We start from the raw sequence: 16,785 nt of genomic DNA on the forward strand, positions 1-16,785 counted from the left end.
CGAACAAGACACACGGCCACGGGTCAAGGATTTAAATTGCCGCTGTGGTCAGCGGCGCATTTACACAAAGTCGATTGATTTCGATAAGGGCAATTCGCGGATACGCTTGCCCGTCGCGGCAAAGATCGCGTTGGCCAGTGCCGGGGCCGCGGGTGGCACCGCCGGTTCGCCGATCCCCCTGATCTTGGCACCGTTTTCCAAACCCCGGACGATTATCTCTGGGGTTTGGTGCATGCGCATGCCCTCATAGACGTGATAATTGTCCTGCTGGGGGACTCCGTTTTCATAGGTAAGCTCGCAATTCATCGCGTGCCCCAGACCAAAGATCACCCCGCCTTGCACCTGTGCCTCGAAATTCTTCGGGTCCAGAACCCGGCCGACGTCTGCGGCGACAAACGCGCGGTCTATGCGAATACCCTGATCGGTTTGCGTCACCTCGATCACCTCAGCGACCGGGACGCCGAACGACAGCGTGAAAGCGACGCCTCGACCGCGCCCCGGCCCCGGATCGCTGCCCCAGTTCGACATCTCGGCAACGGCCTCGAGCACCTTTTGCGATGGCATGTGCCAACACACGCGCAGTCGTTCGGCCAACGGGTCCGTACCGGCGGCGTGGCAGAGTTCGTCGAAAAAGCTTTCATGCATAAAGCTGTTTCCAGAGGCCCCGACCGACCGCCAAGAGCTTATCGGAACCATCGCAGGCACACGGTAACCCGTCACCCGATAGTGGGGGATCGAATACGGCTGGTCCCAGGCACCGGCAACGATCGCCACGTCGGGGCCTATCGCAGGCTGCCGCAACCGGGCCAGCGAAGATTCCGCGACGGACGGGGCCGCGATAGAGAGGTCGAACGCATCAACCGCGCCGCTTTTCACTGTGCCGCGCGCGTGCGCTATCGCTAGCGGCCGGGGGAAATCATGGGTGAAATCTTCTTCTCGCTGCCAGATCATCTTGATCGGCGTGTCGGGAAGCTGCATGGCGATTTCTACCGCTTGCGCAATGTAGTCGTCTTCCAGACGGCGACCGAAGCTGCCGCCGGACATCAAGACATGCACATGTACATTTTCGGTATCCAGTTCGGTCAACCGGGCCATGTTTGCCTGGACAAACCGGGGGATCTGCGTACCGGTCCAGATGTCGAGCCGTTGCCTGGACAGATGGACCACCACGCTCATCGGTTCGAGAGGCGCGTGAGCAAGATAGGGAATACGGTATTCCGCTTTGATCAGGGGGCCGTGGAGCAATGCATCGGCCACGTTACCTTGATCTTTAAGCCGACTGTCCTGGTGGCCGTCGGTAAACGAATTTGCTACGGTTTCGAACTGGTCGGCGCTGTTTGCGGGGTAAGGTGCCGGTCCCCAATCACATTCGACTGCCTGAGCAGCCTGAAAGGCTCTCCAGGTGTTGTCGGCAACTACTGCAATTCCGCCGGTAATTGGCAAGATCGCTTGAACGCCGCGCATCTTGCGGGCGATTTCAGCGTCAAACCCGATCAGTCCGCCGCCGATGGCGGGATTGGTACGGGTCGTGGCAATCACCATGCCGGGCATCTGCATATCGATGCCATAATCCTGGGTACCGGTCGACTTAGCGACCATATCGGTGCGCTGCTGCGGCTTGGTGAGATAACGCCATTGTGACGGATCGCGCAGGGTGGCAGTCTGCACAGGCGGGATTTCGGCAGCAATGGTTGCAAGATCTATGTATTCGATCTTGAGCCCGTCAGGCAAAACGACACAGCCGTTTTCTGTAGACAGCTGGTCGCGGGGCAAGCCGGTCTGTTTCATCGCGGCCTTGATCAGGGTCTCACGGGCCACCGCCCCGGCCATGCGCAACCGATCATACATATCCGGCACGGTCGAGGACCCGCCGGTGATGTGCAGACCCAGGAACTTTCCCATGACGTCGGCGGCACCGCGACCGGTTCGCGCCAGTATGGTCTCTGATGTGGCCGCGATCGGCATCGCTTCGGCACCGACGACTCCGTTGTAATATATCGGGTCGGCGGGGCCAGGCGACAGCGTGGCTGTGGCAGGGTCGATATCCAGCTCTTCGGCGATCAGATGCGCCTGCATTGACCAAGCCCCCTGGCCGACATCGGCACGCGGCGTGATCAGAGTGATACCCTGGGCGTCGATCTTGACATAGGGGGTGATCGCCGTTTCGCCGGGTTTCAAAGCCGCCAGCAAAGGGTTTTCGCCTTCGCGCCTATATTGGTAAACGCCAAAAATCACGCCCCCGGCAACAGCGGCGGAGCCGATCAGAAAACGGCGCCGGGCGATGGTTTTCACGCGTCCCATTTCACGTTGCCTTTAATTTGAGCGCCGCCGATTTTACGGCTTCGCGGATACGCGGATATGTTCCGCAGCGGCAGAGGTTCCCGCTCATCGCCGCGTCGATTTCTGCATCCGTCGGAGAAGGATTTACGTCGAGAAAGGCGGCTGCCTGCATGATCTGCCCCGACTGGCAATAACCGCATTGCGCCACCTGCATTTCAATCCACGCGTCCTGCACCGCATGGCGCACAGCCGGTGTACCCAACCCGTTGATCGTGGTAACCGCGCCATCGACGTCACCGGCGGCCAACTGACATGACCGCACTGCTACGCCGTCAACATGTACGGTGCAGGCACCGCATTGTGCGATCCCACAGCCGTATTTCGGCCCGGTGATGCCCAGCTCGTCGCGCAGGACCCACAACAGCGGCATGTCCTCTTCGACATCAACCTCGTGCTTGGTGCCGTCTACCGTCAGTTTCATGTGCCGCGTCCCCGTTTCCAGCCTCCGGTTAAAGTACCACTCATACGTGCAGAGTAAACCTCGACGTTGGCAATAACACCCATATCCTTGGGTCACGCTATTGAGATATGCGCCCCGCAATCAAGCAAAAACGCCGCCCTTCGGGACGGCGATTGTCATATCGGTAACACAGGGGCCCCGGCTTAGTATTCGACAACCGCCCGGATCGATTTGCCCTGATGCATCAGTTCAAAACCTTCGTTGATCTGGTCAAGGGTCAGCTTATGGGTGATCATCGGATCGATCTCGATCTTGCCATCCATGTACCAGTCGACGATCCTGGGCACGTCTGTACGGCCCTTCGCCCCCCCGAAGGCGGTGCCTTTCCAGACACGGCCAGTGACCAACTGGAATGGACGGGTCGAAATTTCCGCGCCCGCGGGGGCAACGCCGATGATGATGCTTTCGCCCCACCCCTTATGCGCAGCCTCGAGAGCTGTCCGCATGACCTTGGTATTGCCCGTCGCATCGAAGGTATAGTCGGCCCCGCCCTTGGTCAGTTCGACCAGATGCGCGACCATGTCCCCCTCGACCTGGGTGGGATTGACGAAATCGGTCATGCCAAAATAGCGGCCGGTTTCTTCCTTGTCGTCATTGAGGTCGACACCGACGATCTGGTCGGCCCCGGCAAGACGCAAACCCTGGATGACGTTGAGGCCGATACCGCCGAGGCCGAATACCACGCAACGCGCGCCGATCTCGACCTTGGCGGTGTTAATCACCGCGCCGATGCCGGTTGTGACACCGCATCCGATGTAGCATATCTTGTCGAACGGCGCATCCTTGCGCACCTTGGCCAGCGCGATCTCGGGGATTACCGTGTGGTTGGCAAAGGTAGAACACCCCATGTAGTGATGGATCGGTGTCCCGTCGAGCATCGAGAAACGGGTGGTGCCGTCGGGCAGCAACCCCTGGCCCTGCGTTACACGGATCGCTTGGCACAGGTTGGTCTTGCCCGAGAGGCAATATTCGCATTCGCGGCATTCGGGTGTGTAGAGCGGGATAACATGATCACCGACTTCCAGCGTCGTGACGCCTTCGCCGATCTCGACGACCACTCCCGCGCCTTCATGCCCCAGGATCGCGGGAAAGATGCCTTCGGGGTCGTCACCGGAGCGGGTGAATTCGTCGGTATGGCAAAGGCCCGTGGCCTTGATCTCGACGAGCACTTCACCCTTGCGTGGGCCTTCGAGATTGACCTCCATGATTTCTAGCGGTTTGCCTGCGGCGACGGCGACAGCAGCACGGGTTCTCATCATTGGACGCATCCTTTTGCTATTTGAGGCAAAAGGCCGAAATCGGCGCGCATTGTCAAGCTTCGGGTATGCCGCGGCGGACGGATCACGGGCGGCGACGGCGGTTTGGGGGCGCTGCCCCCGGTGCCGCTTTGCGGCCCCTCCCCCGGGATTTTTACCATTTGGATCAGGGGCGCGGCGCGGCACCGGGCAGTTCGTGATAAACCTCGTTCAACGCGGCCTGTTGCAGGGCGGTTACCATCGCGGTGAGCTCTGAATTTCTGTGGGTGGTTTCGCGCAGGCTGATCCCTACCGGCCCTGCCATCATCGGCGCGTTCAGTGACAAGGCTTTGAGGCTGCCTTCGGCAAGTTCCCTGGCGATGACACCACGGGAGATGAACCAGATGGCATCACTATCCAGCAGAATGCGTCTGCCAAAGGCCAAGGACACCGTTTCATAGGCCGGGGTGACGTGATCCATCGCGATGCTGCGCAGATAGGATCGAACCAGCGCGCCGATCACGGCACCTGGCGGTGGAAGCATCAGCGGAAACCGCTGCGCGTCCGTCGCGTTGAAACGATTTTTCAACGGATGGTCCGCCCGCACCACCGCCACGACATCTTCGGTGTAAAGCTGGGTGAAGTTCAGCCCGTCCATCGTGTCGGCATCCGCCATGCGCCCCACCACCATATCCAATCGGCCTTCGCGCAGCTGCGATAACAGCAACCAGTTCGGCCCTGTGGAAACGCGGACCAGGCAGTGGGGGTTGGTTTGGCGGAACCGAATGGCCGCGCGTGGCATCAGGCGCGTTGCGGCCGTGGGCAATGCACCGATCCTCAACCGTGTATCGACCTGCCCTGTCGCTTGGATGCTGGCTTGGGCGCGCGCCAGAGTTGTCACCGCGGACCCGGCCGATTTCTGGAAACTCCGCCCGACGGCGTTCAAGCGCAATTGACGGCCCGTGCGGTCGAACAAACGTAGGCCGAGGATATCCTCGAGCTCGCGCAGGGTTTTGGAAACTGCCGGCTGGGTCACGCCCAGGTGGTCGGCGGCCGCGACTATCGACCCCGCCTGTGCGATTTCCAAAAAGGTCAAAACATGCCGCAAACGCAGTCTTGGATCAATAAACATAACCATCAAGTTATATGATATCCGCGACATCTCAATATACATGAAGTATCAGTTATGCGAATAATGCTCCGAAAACAGCAGGAACCTACAGATGTCTGAGAGTTACACCAATGGCATGGCGACCCGTCGCGCGGTTTTGGGAGATGCGCATGTCGACAAGGCCGAAACATCCAAAACGCGTTTCGACGAACCGTTTCAAGCACTTATTACCGAGGCTGCCTGGGGTACCGTGTGGTCCAGCGACAAGATCAGCAAGCGGGAACGGTCGATGCTGACCTTGGCGCTGCTGGCCGCGACAGGAAATTTCGAAGAAATTCCCATGCATATCAGAGCGACCGCCAACACCGGGGCAAGTCAATCCGATGTGATCGAGGTGTTTCAACATGTGGCGATCTATGCGGGGGTGCCGAAGGCGAACCATGCAATCAAGCTTGCCAAGCAGACCTATAAGGAGATGGGAGTGGACCTATGACCGACCGCAAGGGCGCATTTTTGCATCGCGACCGGAGCTGGCATCCGCCCGGACTGACCCCCGGTTACAAAACCTCTGTCGCGAGATCCCCGCAAAAGGCGTTGATTTCCATGAATACGACCCTGAGCGAACAGACCGGGCCGGTATTCGGGCACGGCGTCTTGGGTGATCTGGATAATGATCTGATCCTTAACTACGCGGCCAGCGGCGAAATGGCGATTGGTCAGCGGATCATTGTTCACGGGCGTGTGCTGGACCAGAACGGCAAGGGCGTACCCGGCGTTCTGCTGGAATTTTGGCAGGCCAATGCGGGCGGGCGTTATCGCCACAAGAAAGAGGGATATCTTGCGCCGCTGGACCCGAACTTTGGCGGTTGCGGTCGCACGGTAACGGACGAAAACGGTGGGTACAGCTTTCGTACGATCAAACCCGGGGCCTATCCATGGCCCAACCGGACCAATGACTGGCGTCCGGCACATATCCACTTTTCGTTATTCGGCAGCGGCTTTGCGCAACGGTTGATCACGCAGATGTATTTCGAAGGCGACCCGATGATCTGGAAATGCCCTATCGTCGAAACCATCCCGTCGCACGACGCGATCGAACAGTTAATCGCTTTGCTTGATATGGATAACGCGGTGCCAATGGATGCGCGCGCCTATAAGTTTGATATAGTGTTGCGCGGGCGGCGGTCGACACTGTTTGAAAACCGCAAGGAAGGTAATTGATGCAAACGCTGGACATTCTCAAAGAAAGCCCGTCGCAGACCGCCGGGCCTTACGTGCATATCGGATGTGTGCCAAATTTCTGCGGCATCACGGGCGTTTACCCGCACGATCTGGGTGACACCATGGTCAATGCCGATACCCAAGGTGCCCGTATCACGGTCAGGGGAACGGTGTATGACGGAACCGGCACCCCGCTTAGGGATGCAATGGTCGAGATTTGGCAAGCCGACGCGAATGGGATCTATCCAAACAATGATCCACGCGGCCCGGCGGATCCGAACTTTACCGGATGGGGCCGCAAGGCTGGAGATTACGACACTGGCGAATGGGTATTCGAGACCATCCGCCCCGGTTCGGTGCCGTTTCCCGACGGGCGAATGATGGCACCGCATATCAGCTTGTGGATCGTGGCGCGTGGTATCAATATCGGGCTTAACACCCGCATGTATTTTCCCGATGCCGATAACAGTACTGACCCGCTGTTGACACGTATTGAACATCAAAACCGCGTGCCGACCCTGATCGCGGAAAAAGAGGCCGATGGCGTTTATCGGTTCGACGTATATCTTCAGGGCGAGAAAGAAACGGTATTCCTAGATGTCTGACCCTTGTATCTTGTGTGTTGCCATCACCGGCAGCGTCCCTACCAAATCCGCGAACCCAAATGTCCCTATCTCGATCGCCGAGCAGATCGAGAGCACCCAGGAGGCATTCGAGGCTGGGGCCAGCATCTGCCATGCGCATGTACGCAACGACGATGAAACGCCGTCGTCCGACCCAGACAAATTCGCCGCTCTCAAGGAGGGGTTGGAGAAGCATTGCCCCGGTATGATTATCCAGTTTTCAACCGGAGGCCGGTCAGGAGCGGGAAAGGCCCGAGGCGGGATGTTGTCGCTTCGTCCCGATATGGCTTCGTTATCAGTTGGATCGAACAATTTTCCGACCCGAGTCTATGAAAATCCGCCGGATTTGGTGGAATGGTTGGCGTCCGAGATGCGCCAGCATGAAGTTGTTCCAGAAATAGAGGCCTTCGACCTGAGCCACATCTTGCAAGCGATAAAGCATCATCAAGACGGCAAGCTTTATGGCAGACTGTATGTGCAATTCGTGATGGGTGTGAAGAATGCAATGCCCGCGGACAAGGCGGTGTTCGACTTTTACGTCGAACAGGTCAAGGCGCGTGCGCCCGACGCTGCGTGGTGCGCGGCAGGTATCGGCCCCAATCAGATCGTCGTGAATGAATGGGCGATCGCGGCAGGCGGGCACACCCGCGCCGGGCTTGAGGATAACGTGCGTCTGGATCGTGACACGCTTGCCCCGTCCAATGCTGCGCTGATCGCGCGGGCGGCCAAGCTGTGTGAGAAATATGAACGCCCGGTCGCGACGTGGCAGCAGGCACGCGAAATTCTGGGTCTGCGCAGCGTCACATTCTAGGCCCCACCCTGCCTTGCCCGGCTGGCTATTTTGTCATCCGGGCTGGGTGACGTTTCGGCCACGGGCTGCGCCAACGCCGGCGCGGCGCGCGAAAGTCCGGTTATGCTAGAGGAATATCTCGTCGAAACGGGTTTCGGTATCCGCTTCAAGCTTCTGAACCGCGCGGTCCACGTCGGCATTGGACGGGTTCACCCAGTTCGCGTTTTCTATGATGCCCGCCGACTTGAGCGCCCGAGCGGTTTTTTCAAAATCGATCAAGGCGTACACCTCGTTATATTGCACCTTCTCGCCGGCACGAAACCAGTACCGCGTACAGGCGTCTATGATATCGGGCCGGACCCCCGCGAACCACCTCAGCTGCATTTCAAAATCAGCAAAGATGGCACCGGGACGGCGCAACAAAATACCGATTTTGCAGTCAGGGTTAATCACAAAAGCCGCGAGATGCAGCGCCGAATTATCGGTCGAAACGATCGCGGAAGCGCCTTTGTACCACGCCAGCTGGGTTTCCAGATCGTGGTCTTGAGGGTGAAAAACGGTATAGCCCTCGGCTTTCATCTTCGCCTCGATATAGTCTTCCATCAAGAACCGCCCGCGCTTGCGAAACAGACCGCTGCGCGAAATATATATCTTGTCCGGCCCTGCGGGTTCGACCCGCTGGCGCAGGCGACGGTCGGTGAAATCACGCATCTCGGGGCACCCGGCCATCAGGTTGCCGGTACCGAAACCTTGCGGTGCCACGATCAGACGTTCCACACGGGTCGGTTCGTTGAACGCGGTAAGGCGGGGTATTTCCCCTAGACTGGCCGCAATGTTTCGAACCATGCTCAGGCTGCGTTCAGGCCAGGTCAGCTTTTGTTTGGGAATGTACGCTACCGCGTCGATTGTTTCATCGAAACTATCCAGCGCCCATAGACGCGACAGGCTTTCGCATAAGGCGTGACCAAAGTGCCCATATGCCATGCCACCATAAAGCATCGTGCCGTTCACTGTGCTGTCGATCTCGGCTGGGGCCGGTGGCAGAGGTTCCACCGTGGTGGGCTTACCACCTGACCGAAAGGTCTGCGCATCATGGCAGTATTCACCGTCGGCCGTGAACACCCCCGCCGGACGCGCCATACCCTGCCAATCGCCGTCCCCCCACGGGACGAGAATGGCGTTTTCAATGACCCGCATCTGCGGTGACAGGGGCCGTTCAGGGTCAAGGGTCAGCGCCATGTGGTTATCTTTCCTGGTATTTGCCGGTTCAGGGTTTTACGCCTGACTGATCTGCGCACGCAACTGCGTGTCAGACACGGGGCCGTCAATACGGATGAACGACACGCCAAGGCGGATATCGGCACGATCTTTCCGCGTTACGTTGATTTCCGGAGCCAATGGCCATTCCGATAGATCCAGCCGGTAATCATCATGCCAGCCTTTGATATGCGTGACGCCGCCATAGGCGACGTGAAACACCACGCACCCCTCGCCCGGCTCAATCAGGTTCTGGCCGCTCCCCACGTAGATATGATCATTGCCCCCGGCAGAGCGTACGACATTGCGCCCCGGCCCGGTATGAATCTCCGACCCTCCGGTCCCGTCCGAGATATCGTCGTTGCCCGGACCGCCGTAAATCTTGCTGCGCCCTTCGCCCCCGCGGATCACGTCATCACCTGCGCCGCCATCCAAGACGTCGCGCCCGTTCCCGCCGATCAGCGTGTCGTTGCCCGCACCGCCGTAAAACAGGTGGACGTCCTTGCCGCGTCCGGATTTGGCAATCAGCATATCATTGCCCGCGCCGCCATAGAACGTCGCCCCTGCGTATTTAGCACCGATCATCACATCCTCGCCTCGGCTGCCGTGTACATTGACGGCGACACGTTCGGATGTCTCGAAGTTCATCGGGGTATCAGGGTGTGCGACGACGGCGATTTCCTTGCCTTGGGACGCGTCCTGTTCCTTGCGCGAAACCACCGTCGCGATGCGGATATTTTCAATATAGGCGGGCATGTGCAGCACGTAGTCATCCGGTCCGGCCATGTACCACAAGGTGTCCTTGCCGCCATCGGGCTCTTCGGTGATCTTTTCGGCATTCGCCCCGTAGGCCCAATAATCATTGTCGGCATTGCCGCCGGCCAGAACAACGGAGCCATCAAGCGCCATCATAGCGTTTACGCCCCGTTCAGGGTTTTCAAAGCCGCGCAGGTCAAGGCCGAGTTCCAGCGCATTATCCACCATTGCGGCCCGCAAGGCATCCAGGGGGCCTTCGGCTATGATATTTTTTGTTTCGCCGGGGTCTGCGACCAGATCATAGATATGTTCTTCGCCGTTGGGATAGCGGAAATACCGATAGCGGCTCAGGTCAGGTTCGGACGATCGAACCGACAACGTACCAAACACGCTGGTCACAGGGGATTTGGTGGCGTCATACCGACCAAAGCTGTCATCCACCAGAGGCAGCAGGCTTTGCCCCGACGTCCAATCCGGGCGATAGGGCAGCCCGGCCAGATCCATGATCGTCTTGGGCACGTTGTGCAGCGACACCGGCATCTCGACCACGCGCCCCTGTTCCATCCCCGCATTCCAGATGCCAAGCGGAACATGCGCGGCGCTGTCCCACTGGCTCATCTTGTGGAAACTGTCGTGGGTGCCAAGGTTAAAGCCGTTGTCGGACAACAGAACCACAGTGGTGTTTTGCGCCAGATCCGATGCGCGCAGCGCATCCATGAAGCGCCCGATTTCGCTATCCACATGGCTGATGGCCGCAAAATAGGCGCGGACTACCTGCCGCCATGCGTGGTCGCCAGCCTTTTCCGGCGTCCAGGGGCCGTTGGTGATATAGGCGGCTTCATACACCGCCATACCGTCTTGCGGGCCAAAGTAATCTTCGGGGGCCGCAGATTGCGGCCATGTGATCTGGTCGGCATCGTATTGCTGATAAAACCGATCAGGACATTGCAGGTTATAGTGCGGGTGCTTGAAACCCAGTTGAATCAGGTGGCGACGGTCAGGGTCCGCGCGCTCCAGATAGTCGATGGCGTTCTGCGCAACCATGTTATCATAGAACTTCGCATCCTGACTGCCGTCATCATCGGGGTGATTGACGCCCGCGATCCCCGGCCCTTTATCCAGGTATTTCCGCACCTTGGAACGCTTGCCAGCATCCTTTGCCTCTGGCTGTTCGTGAAACAGAATGCGTGCGTATTCATAGGGCATGGGCTTGTAGTTGCTGTCCACCTTGCCCGTGGTAAAGGTGCGAAAACCGGCGCGGCGCAGATCAAACTGCCAGCCGGTGGTCGGCGGCAGGACATCGCGCCAGAACCGATTGAGATCGACCAGTCCGGTCCGAAACGGCGACAGCCCCGTTGCCAGTTCAGCACGGCACGGCGCGCATAGCGGCACGGTGGCGTAGGCATTCGCGAACCGAAAGCCCTCGCTCATGAAGCGGTCGATATTGGGGGTGCTTATCGTCAGCCCAAAGGCATTGCGCCACGTAAAGACGTCGATCATGTCATCGATCCAGATGACACATATGTTGCCTTGGCTGCTTGTTGATTTCGTAAAGCTCATGCGCGGTCCCCCCCGCTTTCGACAAATCTGCACGCCTGGATGATCTTGCTTTGGTCAACCGCACCACCGCCATCGTGGTCTAACCAGATCAATACATCACGGATCGTCGACGCGCCCAATGTCTTGAGGATACCTTTGCGATGGGACCGGCAACCGATGAACAGATCATTCGCCCCGCCAAGCGCCAGCGCCAGATCATCCGCTTGGTCCGTACTGGAGCGAGGGGGCGGAAAAACGTCCCCACTCTTGGCGGTACTTATCCGCAGTCTGCCGCAGTCATAGCCGAGAACGACCCAGAACTCGCCCCCTGGTGACGGCACCGAGACACTGACCGTGCCACCATCGTCGCGCCATTCCAGAACGCCGTCCTTTTCGCTGGCGAACAGGTAATTACCGTGCTGGTCAGGGTTCACAGTCAGCAATGTCCGGGCCTGCCCCTGATCGGATTTCACCCGCAACGCACAACAGAATTTTTCGGCGTCGACGATCGCGCTATCGATTACGAAACCTCCGTTGATCTCGCGGTGATAAACCACACCTCCGGTTTCGCCGAGGCGTGCGTGACCGGTATTTGGGTCGGCCTGGCGGGCGGGACCGCCAAGATTGTTTTCCGGCTGCCAAATCAGGATTGCCCCGTGGTTGTCAAACGTCATCGCTGGCGCATGACCGCAGTACCATATCGCGTCGGTGTCGTTGGGGTGGCAGGCCGGCAAGTACGGCTTTGACGCGGATGGCAACAACGGGTCCGTGCGCAAAAGCACTTGATCGGGGACCGTGACGTCGATGAAGACGGGTTCGAAAATCTCCATCAATGCACCGGCAATGCCGCTGGAAGCGCCCATCGGTGCAACATACGTCCGGTGGCGCTGACATAGCCGAAGCTGTCCCGCAACGCCCCGCGATTGGCCGGCATTCCGTCATCCGAGGCCGGATGCCCGAGGGCGTAGCATAAGGTCAGGTCTTTGCCTTGAGGAGGCTTGTCGCAGGTTATCAGCAGATCGTTGCGGTCTTTGGTATCCACCCGCACATCCAATATCCGGGCGGCGCTCGTATCGCCTGCGAACCGGAAACCACAGCTTTCACCGGCGTTCAAAGGATCATCCGCATCAATTGTCAAAGCGCCCATGGCCTGACCACGGCACCGGATGACCTTGCCATCCGCCTCACGTTCAGCCAGCAGCAAGACAGGGCAGGACCACGGCGCGTCGCTATTGTATGCCTCGATAGCGTGCGCGTCCATTTCAGCCATCTCGATACGGGCGTCGGGGGTCGGGCGGCCAAATTCGTTTTGTGCAAACATATAGCCCGGCGCGGTATAGACATGATCATGCCCGCCTTTATTCCAGGCCAATTCCCACTGGGCCCGCAACACCGCGGTATCAGAGATATCGCAGCTACCTGCGTCAAAAACAGCGGTGAAAAGCGGTTTTCTTATACTGTACTCGGCAAATAGATCGGTAATACGCGTCATCAGGCGGTACATTCCCACCATCCACTCCGGCCCGGTGCTGATGACGTCCTCCAAGGTGAAATCCAAGCTCACCGCCAGCACCTTGACCGGTTTCCCCACAGATCGCCCGGCCGCGGACAGGTTGGCGACCGTTTGCGAGAAGTTGGTGAATGCCGCCCCCTCCGCAAGTGCGGCGACACTGGCTGCGGCGTCGGTCTCGGACCGGGCATAGATCAGCGGCAACGCCCGATGCTGAGCCTGTCTGCGGCGCAATATCTCATCCGCGATCAAGCTGTCGCGGGTTTGTTCGGTCAATCGCTGCATCAAGCCGGTTGCCGCGTTGCGTTCGGTACCCGCCGCCCCGGCCGGTCCCAGATCATCTCCGGTCGTCACGACATGATAAGGAAACGACAACCTTTCATTGGCCGTTACCGCGCGGCGCGCCCCGCCAAGTGCTAGCAGCGCATAGACCGCACCGGGGGTATCAGCGATGATGTCCGGCGCACTTGCGTCGGCATCGGCCTGCACCCGGCGCCGAAACTGGCGGGGGCCCTGTGCGCCGGGCAGATTGGCACTGAATACGTACCATTCACCGTGCTGGCGTAAATTCCATGCATCGACATCCCCCAATACGGCGGGGTCAAGCGTGACGTCACCCGCTTCGGGCAAGCGACGGTGTATATCGGCGATAACGCTATCGGATAAATTTATCCGCAGCCCGGTTTCGTCAAAGCCGATTACGTCGCCGTTTCTTGCTCTTAAAAGAACACCGTGTGTCTGGGGTTCTTTGTCTTGCATAGGGTCAGTCCTCAGTGGGTCCGGGTTGCTTATTCGCCAAGCTATGGCATGAACCGCCGTCGTGCTAAAGGTGATCGTCGTCAACCTGCATCATTTGTAGTAGGGCGTCCATTTCTTGATCAAGCGGTGAAAGCCATTATGCTGGGCCATATCGAAAAACATGCGAGCCGCCGGTTTGTGACGGTCGTGCAGAACGGTGCCTAGCTTGCGCTGATAACGAAAGGCACCAGCACGGTTTTTCCTGTAGGCCTGCCGCAGTTGGGCGGGGGTAGTGTCGCCGCGCAACAGGGCAAATAACGCCTCTGCCTGTCCCATCTCGACAAGGGTCTGGATACCGGCATGCCCTGCCCCGTGCAACAGGACCCGCCGATATCCGGCGGGCTTGGGTAGACGCAGCTCGTGCTGGCTGTCCTGCCTGTGCAAGGGGTCGTAAAGCACGACATATTCCCGCCGGTCGTCCACATGGGTGTGCAAATCATGCACCCACCCGTTCATGGCCGCCCATTGCGCATGGTATCTACGCTCAAATTTTACTGCCGTCGGGTCGATCGAACTTTGCGGGGATACTGCGACCGCACGGGCGGCGTTCAGACCCTGCGCGCCGAGCATTGCCCCGTAGCCCCCCATGCTGAACCCGTAAGAGGTCAGTCGCGGCACCGGCCCGAAAAAGCTCCGGCAGGTCCGCATGGCTTGCGAAAACTCATCGTGCTGGTGCCAGTCCTCGTCGCGGTGGAAAACGCAGACATGAGGCATAAGACGTTTGCAAAACGACGCACTACCCCACCCGCCCCGGTCAGATTGAAATGGAAAGTCGAACGGGGCAAACGCCACGACAGCATTTGATGTCGCCCCAAGGACCGGGCCGGTATATTCCAGTCGCAACCGTGAACTTTCGTGGATCACCTGACGCGCGGTCCACCCTTGCGGGATTTCCACCGATGTCGCGGCGTTTTCAGTCATCTGCCAGCAATTTGGCGGGGTCTACCCGGTCGAACCGCCGCACTCCTACGTGTTGTTCCAGCATCCCCTTGGCCTTGCGTAGCATATACACTTCCTTCAGAACTTTCATGTTGCGATAGTGGATCGCCTTGATTTTCATATCAGAAGGGAGCGGTTCACCACGCATCTGACCGCCCAGAATATAGTGTTGCTCTTCGGGCAGGATGTTCCAGTCCAACCCTGCGGCACGGATCGCCAGCGGCAGGCTCATCTGGTCAAGATAGGGGCGTTTCTTGATGATATCCACCTTATCAATCATCCGCGCCAGCCGCATCCAAACGTCGACAAAGCTTTCGTTGGCGTCATTTGCCGGGCCTTCTGGAAACACAAAGAAACCGGCACTGAAATACGGCATGAGCTTGCGGCGGCGTTGCCGGGCAAGCCAAATTCGGTCAGCGGGCATCGGCATTTCACAGGCGGCGTATATGTCTTTCCATATCTTCTGACCCGACCAGTACATCGATGCCGCGGGCGTCAGCGAAACATGTCCCGGCTTGATAAGATCGGCCACCCTGGTCGCCCCGATGAAAAGGATGTCGCTGTCCAGAAAGGCGGAATACGGAGTCCTTCGCGGCTGCGCTGCGGCAATCATCTTGTTTCCATGCGGGTAAGGCGGGTCGAACGCCCCCTGAGTGTCCATCGGGCGAATATCGACCTTCAGCTTTTTGAATATCGCCAAGGCGTAAGGGTCCATGTCTTTGATGGTGTCGGCAGGGCAATAGCCAATTAAATCAACGCCTTCGTCAAGGTGGGTCCGGATCGAGGCCGCCAGATAGCATCCCATGTCCTGATACCGTGGCGGGTCCACGACAAAAAACATCGACAAGTCAGGGGTGCTCATGAGGTGGGCCTTTCGATATTCGGCGCGGGCGTGACGAAAATATCAGCCATTGGATATTTCACGCGGATTGGGCACCTTGGCATCGGAATCGGACGGCATTTTTTTCAGCGTGGTATTACGATTTGAAGGGGCCGGCGACGCGGTGACCCTGACCGCCCGAGCGGAGTGCGCGGCGGTCCGATCAAGCCGCCGACGAAGCCCGTCAACCACCCCCGTGAGGATGGTTTTGCGCAGGTCGGGATCAGCAAGCAACTTGCAGGTTTCGGCAGCACGGGCGGTCATGGCTTGGCATTCATCCTGGTGATCGTCGCACCATTTCAGTTGTTTTTTGACATCGCCGTGGCCTTTGCGAATTGGCACGAAATGTTCCCAAGGTTTGAAATGATGTGTCGCGAAGGTTTCAAATGCACAATCGATAACCAGCGCGACGCTGCCTGAATTCAGGGTCCAGAACAGACTGGACCCTACGTCATTTCCCGGAAGGACGACGATATATTTATAGGTCTGAAAATCCTCACGCTGAATGCGCGGACGCTCGTATTCGGCGAGAAACGGTTCATTTTCAAGGATGAACCCGTCTGAATTGGTATATCCCAGATCAAATCGCGGGTCATTTATGTAACGGTGCAAAAACCCAAAGCGCTGCATCGTCTTAAGGACGGTCAGCGTCTGGTCATAGTCGAATTCGCCGCTTTTGTACTTGCGTAGCAGGGCGTGCATGCGCACCATATTGCCACGCCCGTTCTTGCCCTTGCGGCCCCGGTTTCCGGCACCCCCCCGCCATACGACGCGGTCGGATTTATCGTTCCAAGGAATGCGAGCAGGATCAAGATTGCCCAAAAAGTCGGGGCTGTCGATATCGTGGTAGCCCGGCAATGGCCACAAGACGCGGCCCTGCCCGCGCCCGACCAATCGGTTGAAACAGAACATCGGCATCATGTGACCGTTTTCGGCGACGATGTTGCGCACCCGGTGGTCCTGCATATCGATCATGAAATCATAATCGGCACCAGCTTGTAGAATATCGCGCAAGGCATGGGTCGATTTCACAGCATTGGTGTGCTTGGGATGTTCGATCTGCCAAGGACACGCCCGATCAGCCGATGCCGTCCACCGATTGTACCGCTTTGGTGCCTGCGCGGCATGGTCCCAAGACACTGCCATGCCACTTGATACCTGTTCGGCAAGCTGTCTGGCAGTAGTGTCGCAGGAAAAGACCCCGTCACCTTGGGTACCCAGTTGATGCGCAATGGATTTTTCGACAAATTCCTGCGATACGGCCATGAAACTCTCGATGCTCGGGAAGACAGGCTGGTGATCGGGAATGTGGCTTGTCTATTATTG

At 58.5% G+C, this 16,785-nt stretch carries 15 protein-coding genes; 4 read left to right on the forward strand and 11 right to left on the reverse strand.

Annotation, left to right across the window (positions count from 1 at the left end; genetic code table 11):
* Positions 1 to 60: 60 nt before the first annotated feature.
* From AC13DE_RS10695 to AC13DE_RS10710, 4 genes are all read right to left on the reverse strand, one after another.
* Complete coding sequence (locus tag AC13DE_RS10695; RefSeq protein ID WP_483047799.1) at positions 61 to 2,301, reverse strand: xanthine dehydrogenase family protein molybdopterin-binding subunit; 2,241 nt, start codon at positions 2,299 to 2,301, stop codon at positions 61 to 63.
* A gap of 1 nt (position 2,302) precedes the next feature.
* Positions 2,303 to 2,761 carry a (2Fe-2S)-binding protein gene (locus tag AC13DE_RS10700; protein ID WP_483047800.1) on the reverse strand — a complete coding sequence of 153 codons (459 nt, stop codon included), beginning with the start codon at positions 2,759 to 2,761 and terminating at the stop codon, positions 2,303 to 2,305.
* Between the two features lie 182 nt (positions 2,762 to 2,943).
* Positions 2,944 to 4,056 carry an S-(hydroxymethyl)glutathione dehydrogenase/class III alcohol dehydrogenase gene (locus AC13DE_RS10705; protein ID WP_446313896.1) on the reverse strand — a complete coding sequence of 371 codons (1,113 nt, stop codon included), beginning with the start codon at positions 4,054 to 4,056 and terminating at the stop codon, positions 2,944 to 2,946.
* Between the two features lie 166 nt (positions 4,057 to 4,222).
* Positions 4,223 to 5,209, reverse strand: coding sequence for a LysR substrate-binding domain-containing protein (locus AC13DE_RS10710; protein WP_483047801.1), 987 nt, complete (start codon positions 5,207 to 5,209; stop codon positions 4,223 to 4,225).
* A 49-nt stretch (positions 5,210 to 5,258) separates the two neighbouring features.
* Between AC13DE_RS10710 and pcaC the strand changes: the two genes are divergently transcribed.
* Genes pcaC through AC13DE_RS10730 form a run of 4 tightly spaced genes read left to right on the forward strand, consistent with a single transcriptional unit; the run spans position 5,259 to position 7,801 of the window.
* The gene (gene pcaC / locus AC13DE_RS10715; RefSeq protein WP_446297384.1) at positions 5,259 to 5,639 is read left to right on the forward strand and encodes a 4-carboxymuconolactone decarboxylase; all 381 of its coding nucleotides are present in this window, start codon (positions 5,259 to 5,261) and stop codon (positions 5,637 to 5,639) included.
* A complete protein-coding gene (gene pcaH, locus AC13DE_RS10720; protein ID WP_446313884.1) occupies positions 5,636 to 6,367 on the forward strand; it encodes a protocatechuate 3,4-dioxygenase subunit beta in 732 nt (243 codons plus the stop codon). The genes pcaC and pcaH overlap by 4 nt, the downstream gene beginning before the upstream one ends.
* Positions 6,367 to 6,972, forward strand: a complete 606-nt coding sequence (pcaG, locus tag AC13DE_RS10725) for a protocatechuate 3,4-dioxygenase subunit alpha (RefSeq protein WP_446313883.1) — start codon at positions 6,367 to 6,369, stop codon at positions 6,970 to 6,972. Before pcaH ends, pcaG begins: the two co-directional genes overlap by 1 nt.
* Positions 6,965 to 7,801 (forward strand): 3-oxoadipate:acetyl-CoA acetyltransferase, encoded by an 837-nt coding sequence (locus AC13DE_RS10730; RefSeq protein ID WP_446297387.1) that lies wholly within the window; start codon positions 6,965 to 6,967, stop codon positions 7,799 to 7,801. The genes pcaG and AC13DE_RS10730 overlap by 8 nt, the downstream gene beginning before the upstream one ends.
* Positions 7,802 to 7,906: 105 nt before the next feature.
* Here the strand turns inward: AC13DE_RS10730 and AC13DE_RS10735 are convergent, their stop codons facing one another.
* From AC13DE_RS10735 to AC13DE_RS10765, 7 genes are all read right to left on the reverse strand, one after another.
* Positions 7,907 to 9,019, reverse strand: coding sequence for a glycosyltransferase family 61 protein (locus tag AC13DE_RS10735; RefSeq protein WP_483047802.1), 1,113 nt, complete (start codon positions 9,017 to 9,019; stop codon positions 7,907 to 7,909).
* 36 nt (positions 9,020 to 9,055) lie between these two features.
* Complete coding sequence (locus AC13DE_RS10740; RefSeq protein ID WP_483047803.1) at positions 9,056 to 11,353, reverse strand: sulfatase-like hydrolase/transferase; 2,298 nt, start codon at positions 11,351 to 11,353, stop codon at positions 9,056 to 9,058.
* The gene (locus AC13DE_RS10745; protein ID WP_483047804.1) at positions 11,350 to 12,195 is read right to left on the reverse strand and encodes a hypothetical protein; all 846 of its coding nucleotides are present in this window, start codon (positions 12,193 to 12,195) and stop codon (positions 11,350 to 11,352) included. Before AC13DE_RS10745 ends, AC13DE_RS10740 begins: the two co-directional genes overlap by 4 nt.
* Positions 12,162 to 13,601 carry a hypothetical protein gene (locus AC13DE_RS10750; RefSeq protein WP_483047805.1) on the reverse strand — a complete coding sequence of 480 codons (1,440 nt, stop codon included), beginning with the start codon at positions 13,599 to 13,601 and terminating at the stop codon, positions 12,162 to 12,164. The genes AC13DE_RS10745 and AC13DE_RS10750 overlap by 34 nt, the downstream gene beginning before the upstream one ends.
* Positions 13,602 to 13,691: 90 nt before the next feature.
* Entirely contained in the window at positions 13,692 to 14,561 is an 870-nt protein-coding gene (locus tag AC13DE_RS10755) for a hypothetical protein (RefSeq protein ID WP_483047806.1), read from the reverse strand.
* A complete protein-coding gene (locus AC13DE_RS10760; protein ID WP_483047807.1) occupies positions 14,554 to 15,441 on the reverse strand; it encodes a hypothetical protein in 888 nt (295 codons plus the stop codon). Before AC13DE_RS10760 ends, AC13DE_RS10755 begins: the two co-directional genes overlap by 8 nt.
* Before the next feature lie 42 nt (positions 15,442 to 15,483).
* Positions 15,484 to 16,725 carry a glycosyl transferase family 90 gene (locus AC13DE_RS10765; protein WP_483047808.1) on the reverse strand — a complete coding sequence of 414 codons (1,242 nt, stop codon included), beginning with the start codon at positions 16,723 to 16,725 and terminating at the stop codon, positions 15,484 to 15,486.
* Positions 16,726 to 16,785 lie beyond the last annotated feature (60 nt).

The sequence above is a fragment of the Sulfitobacter sp. L-8 genome, assembly GCF_056859255.1.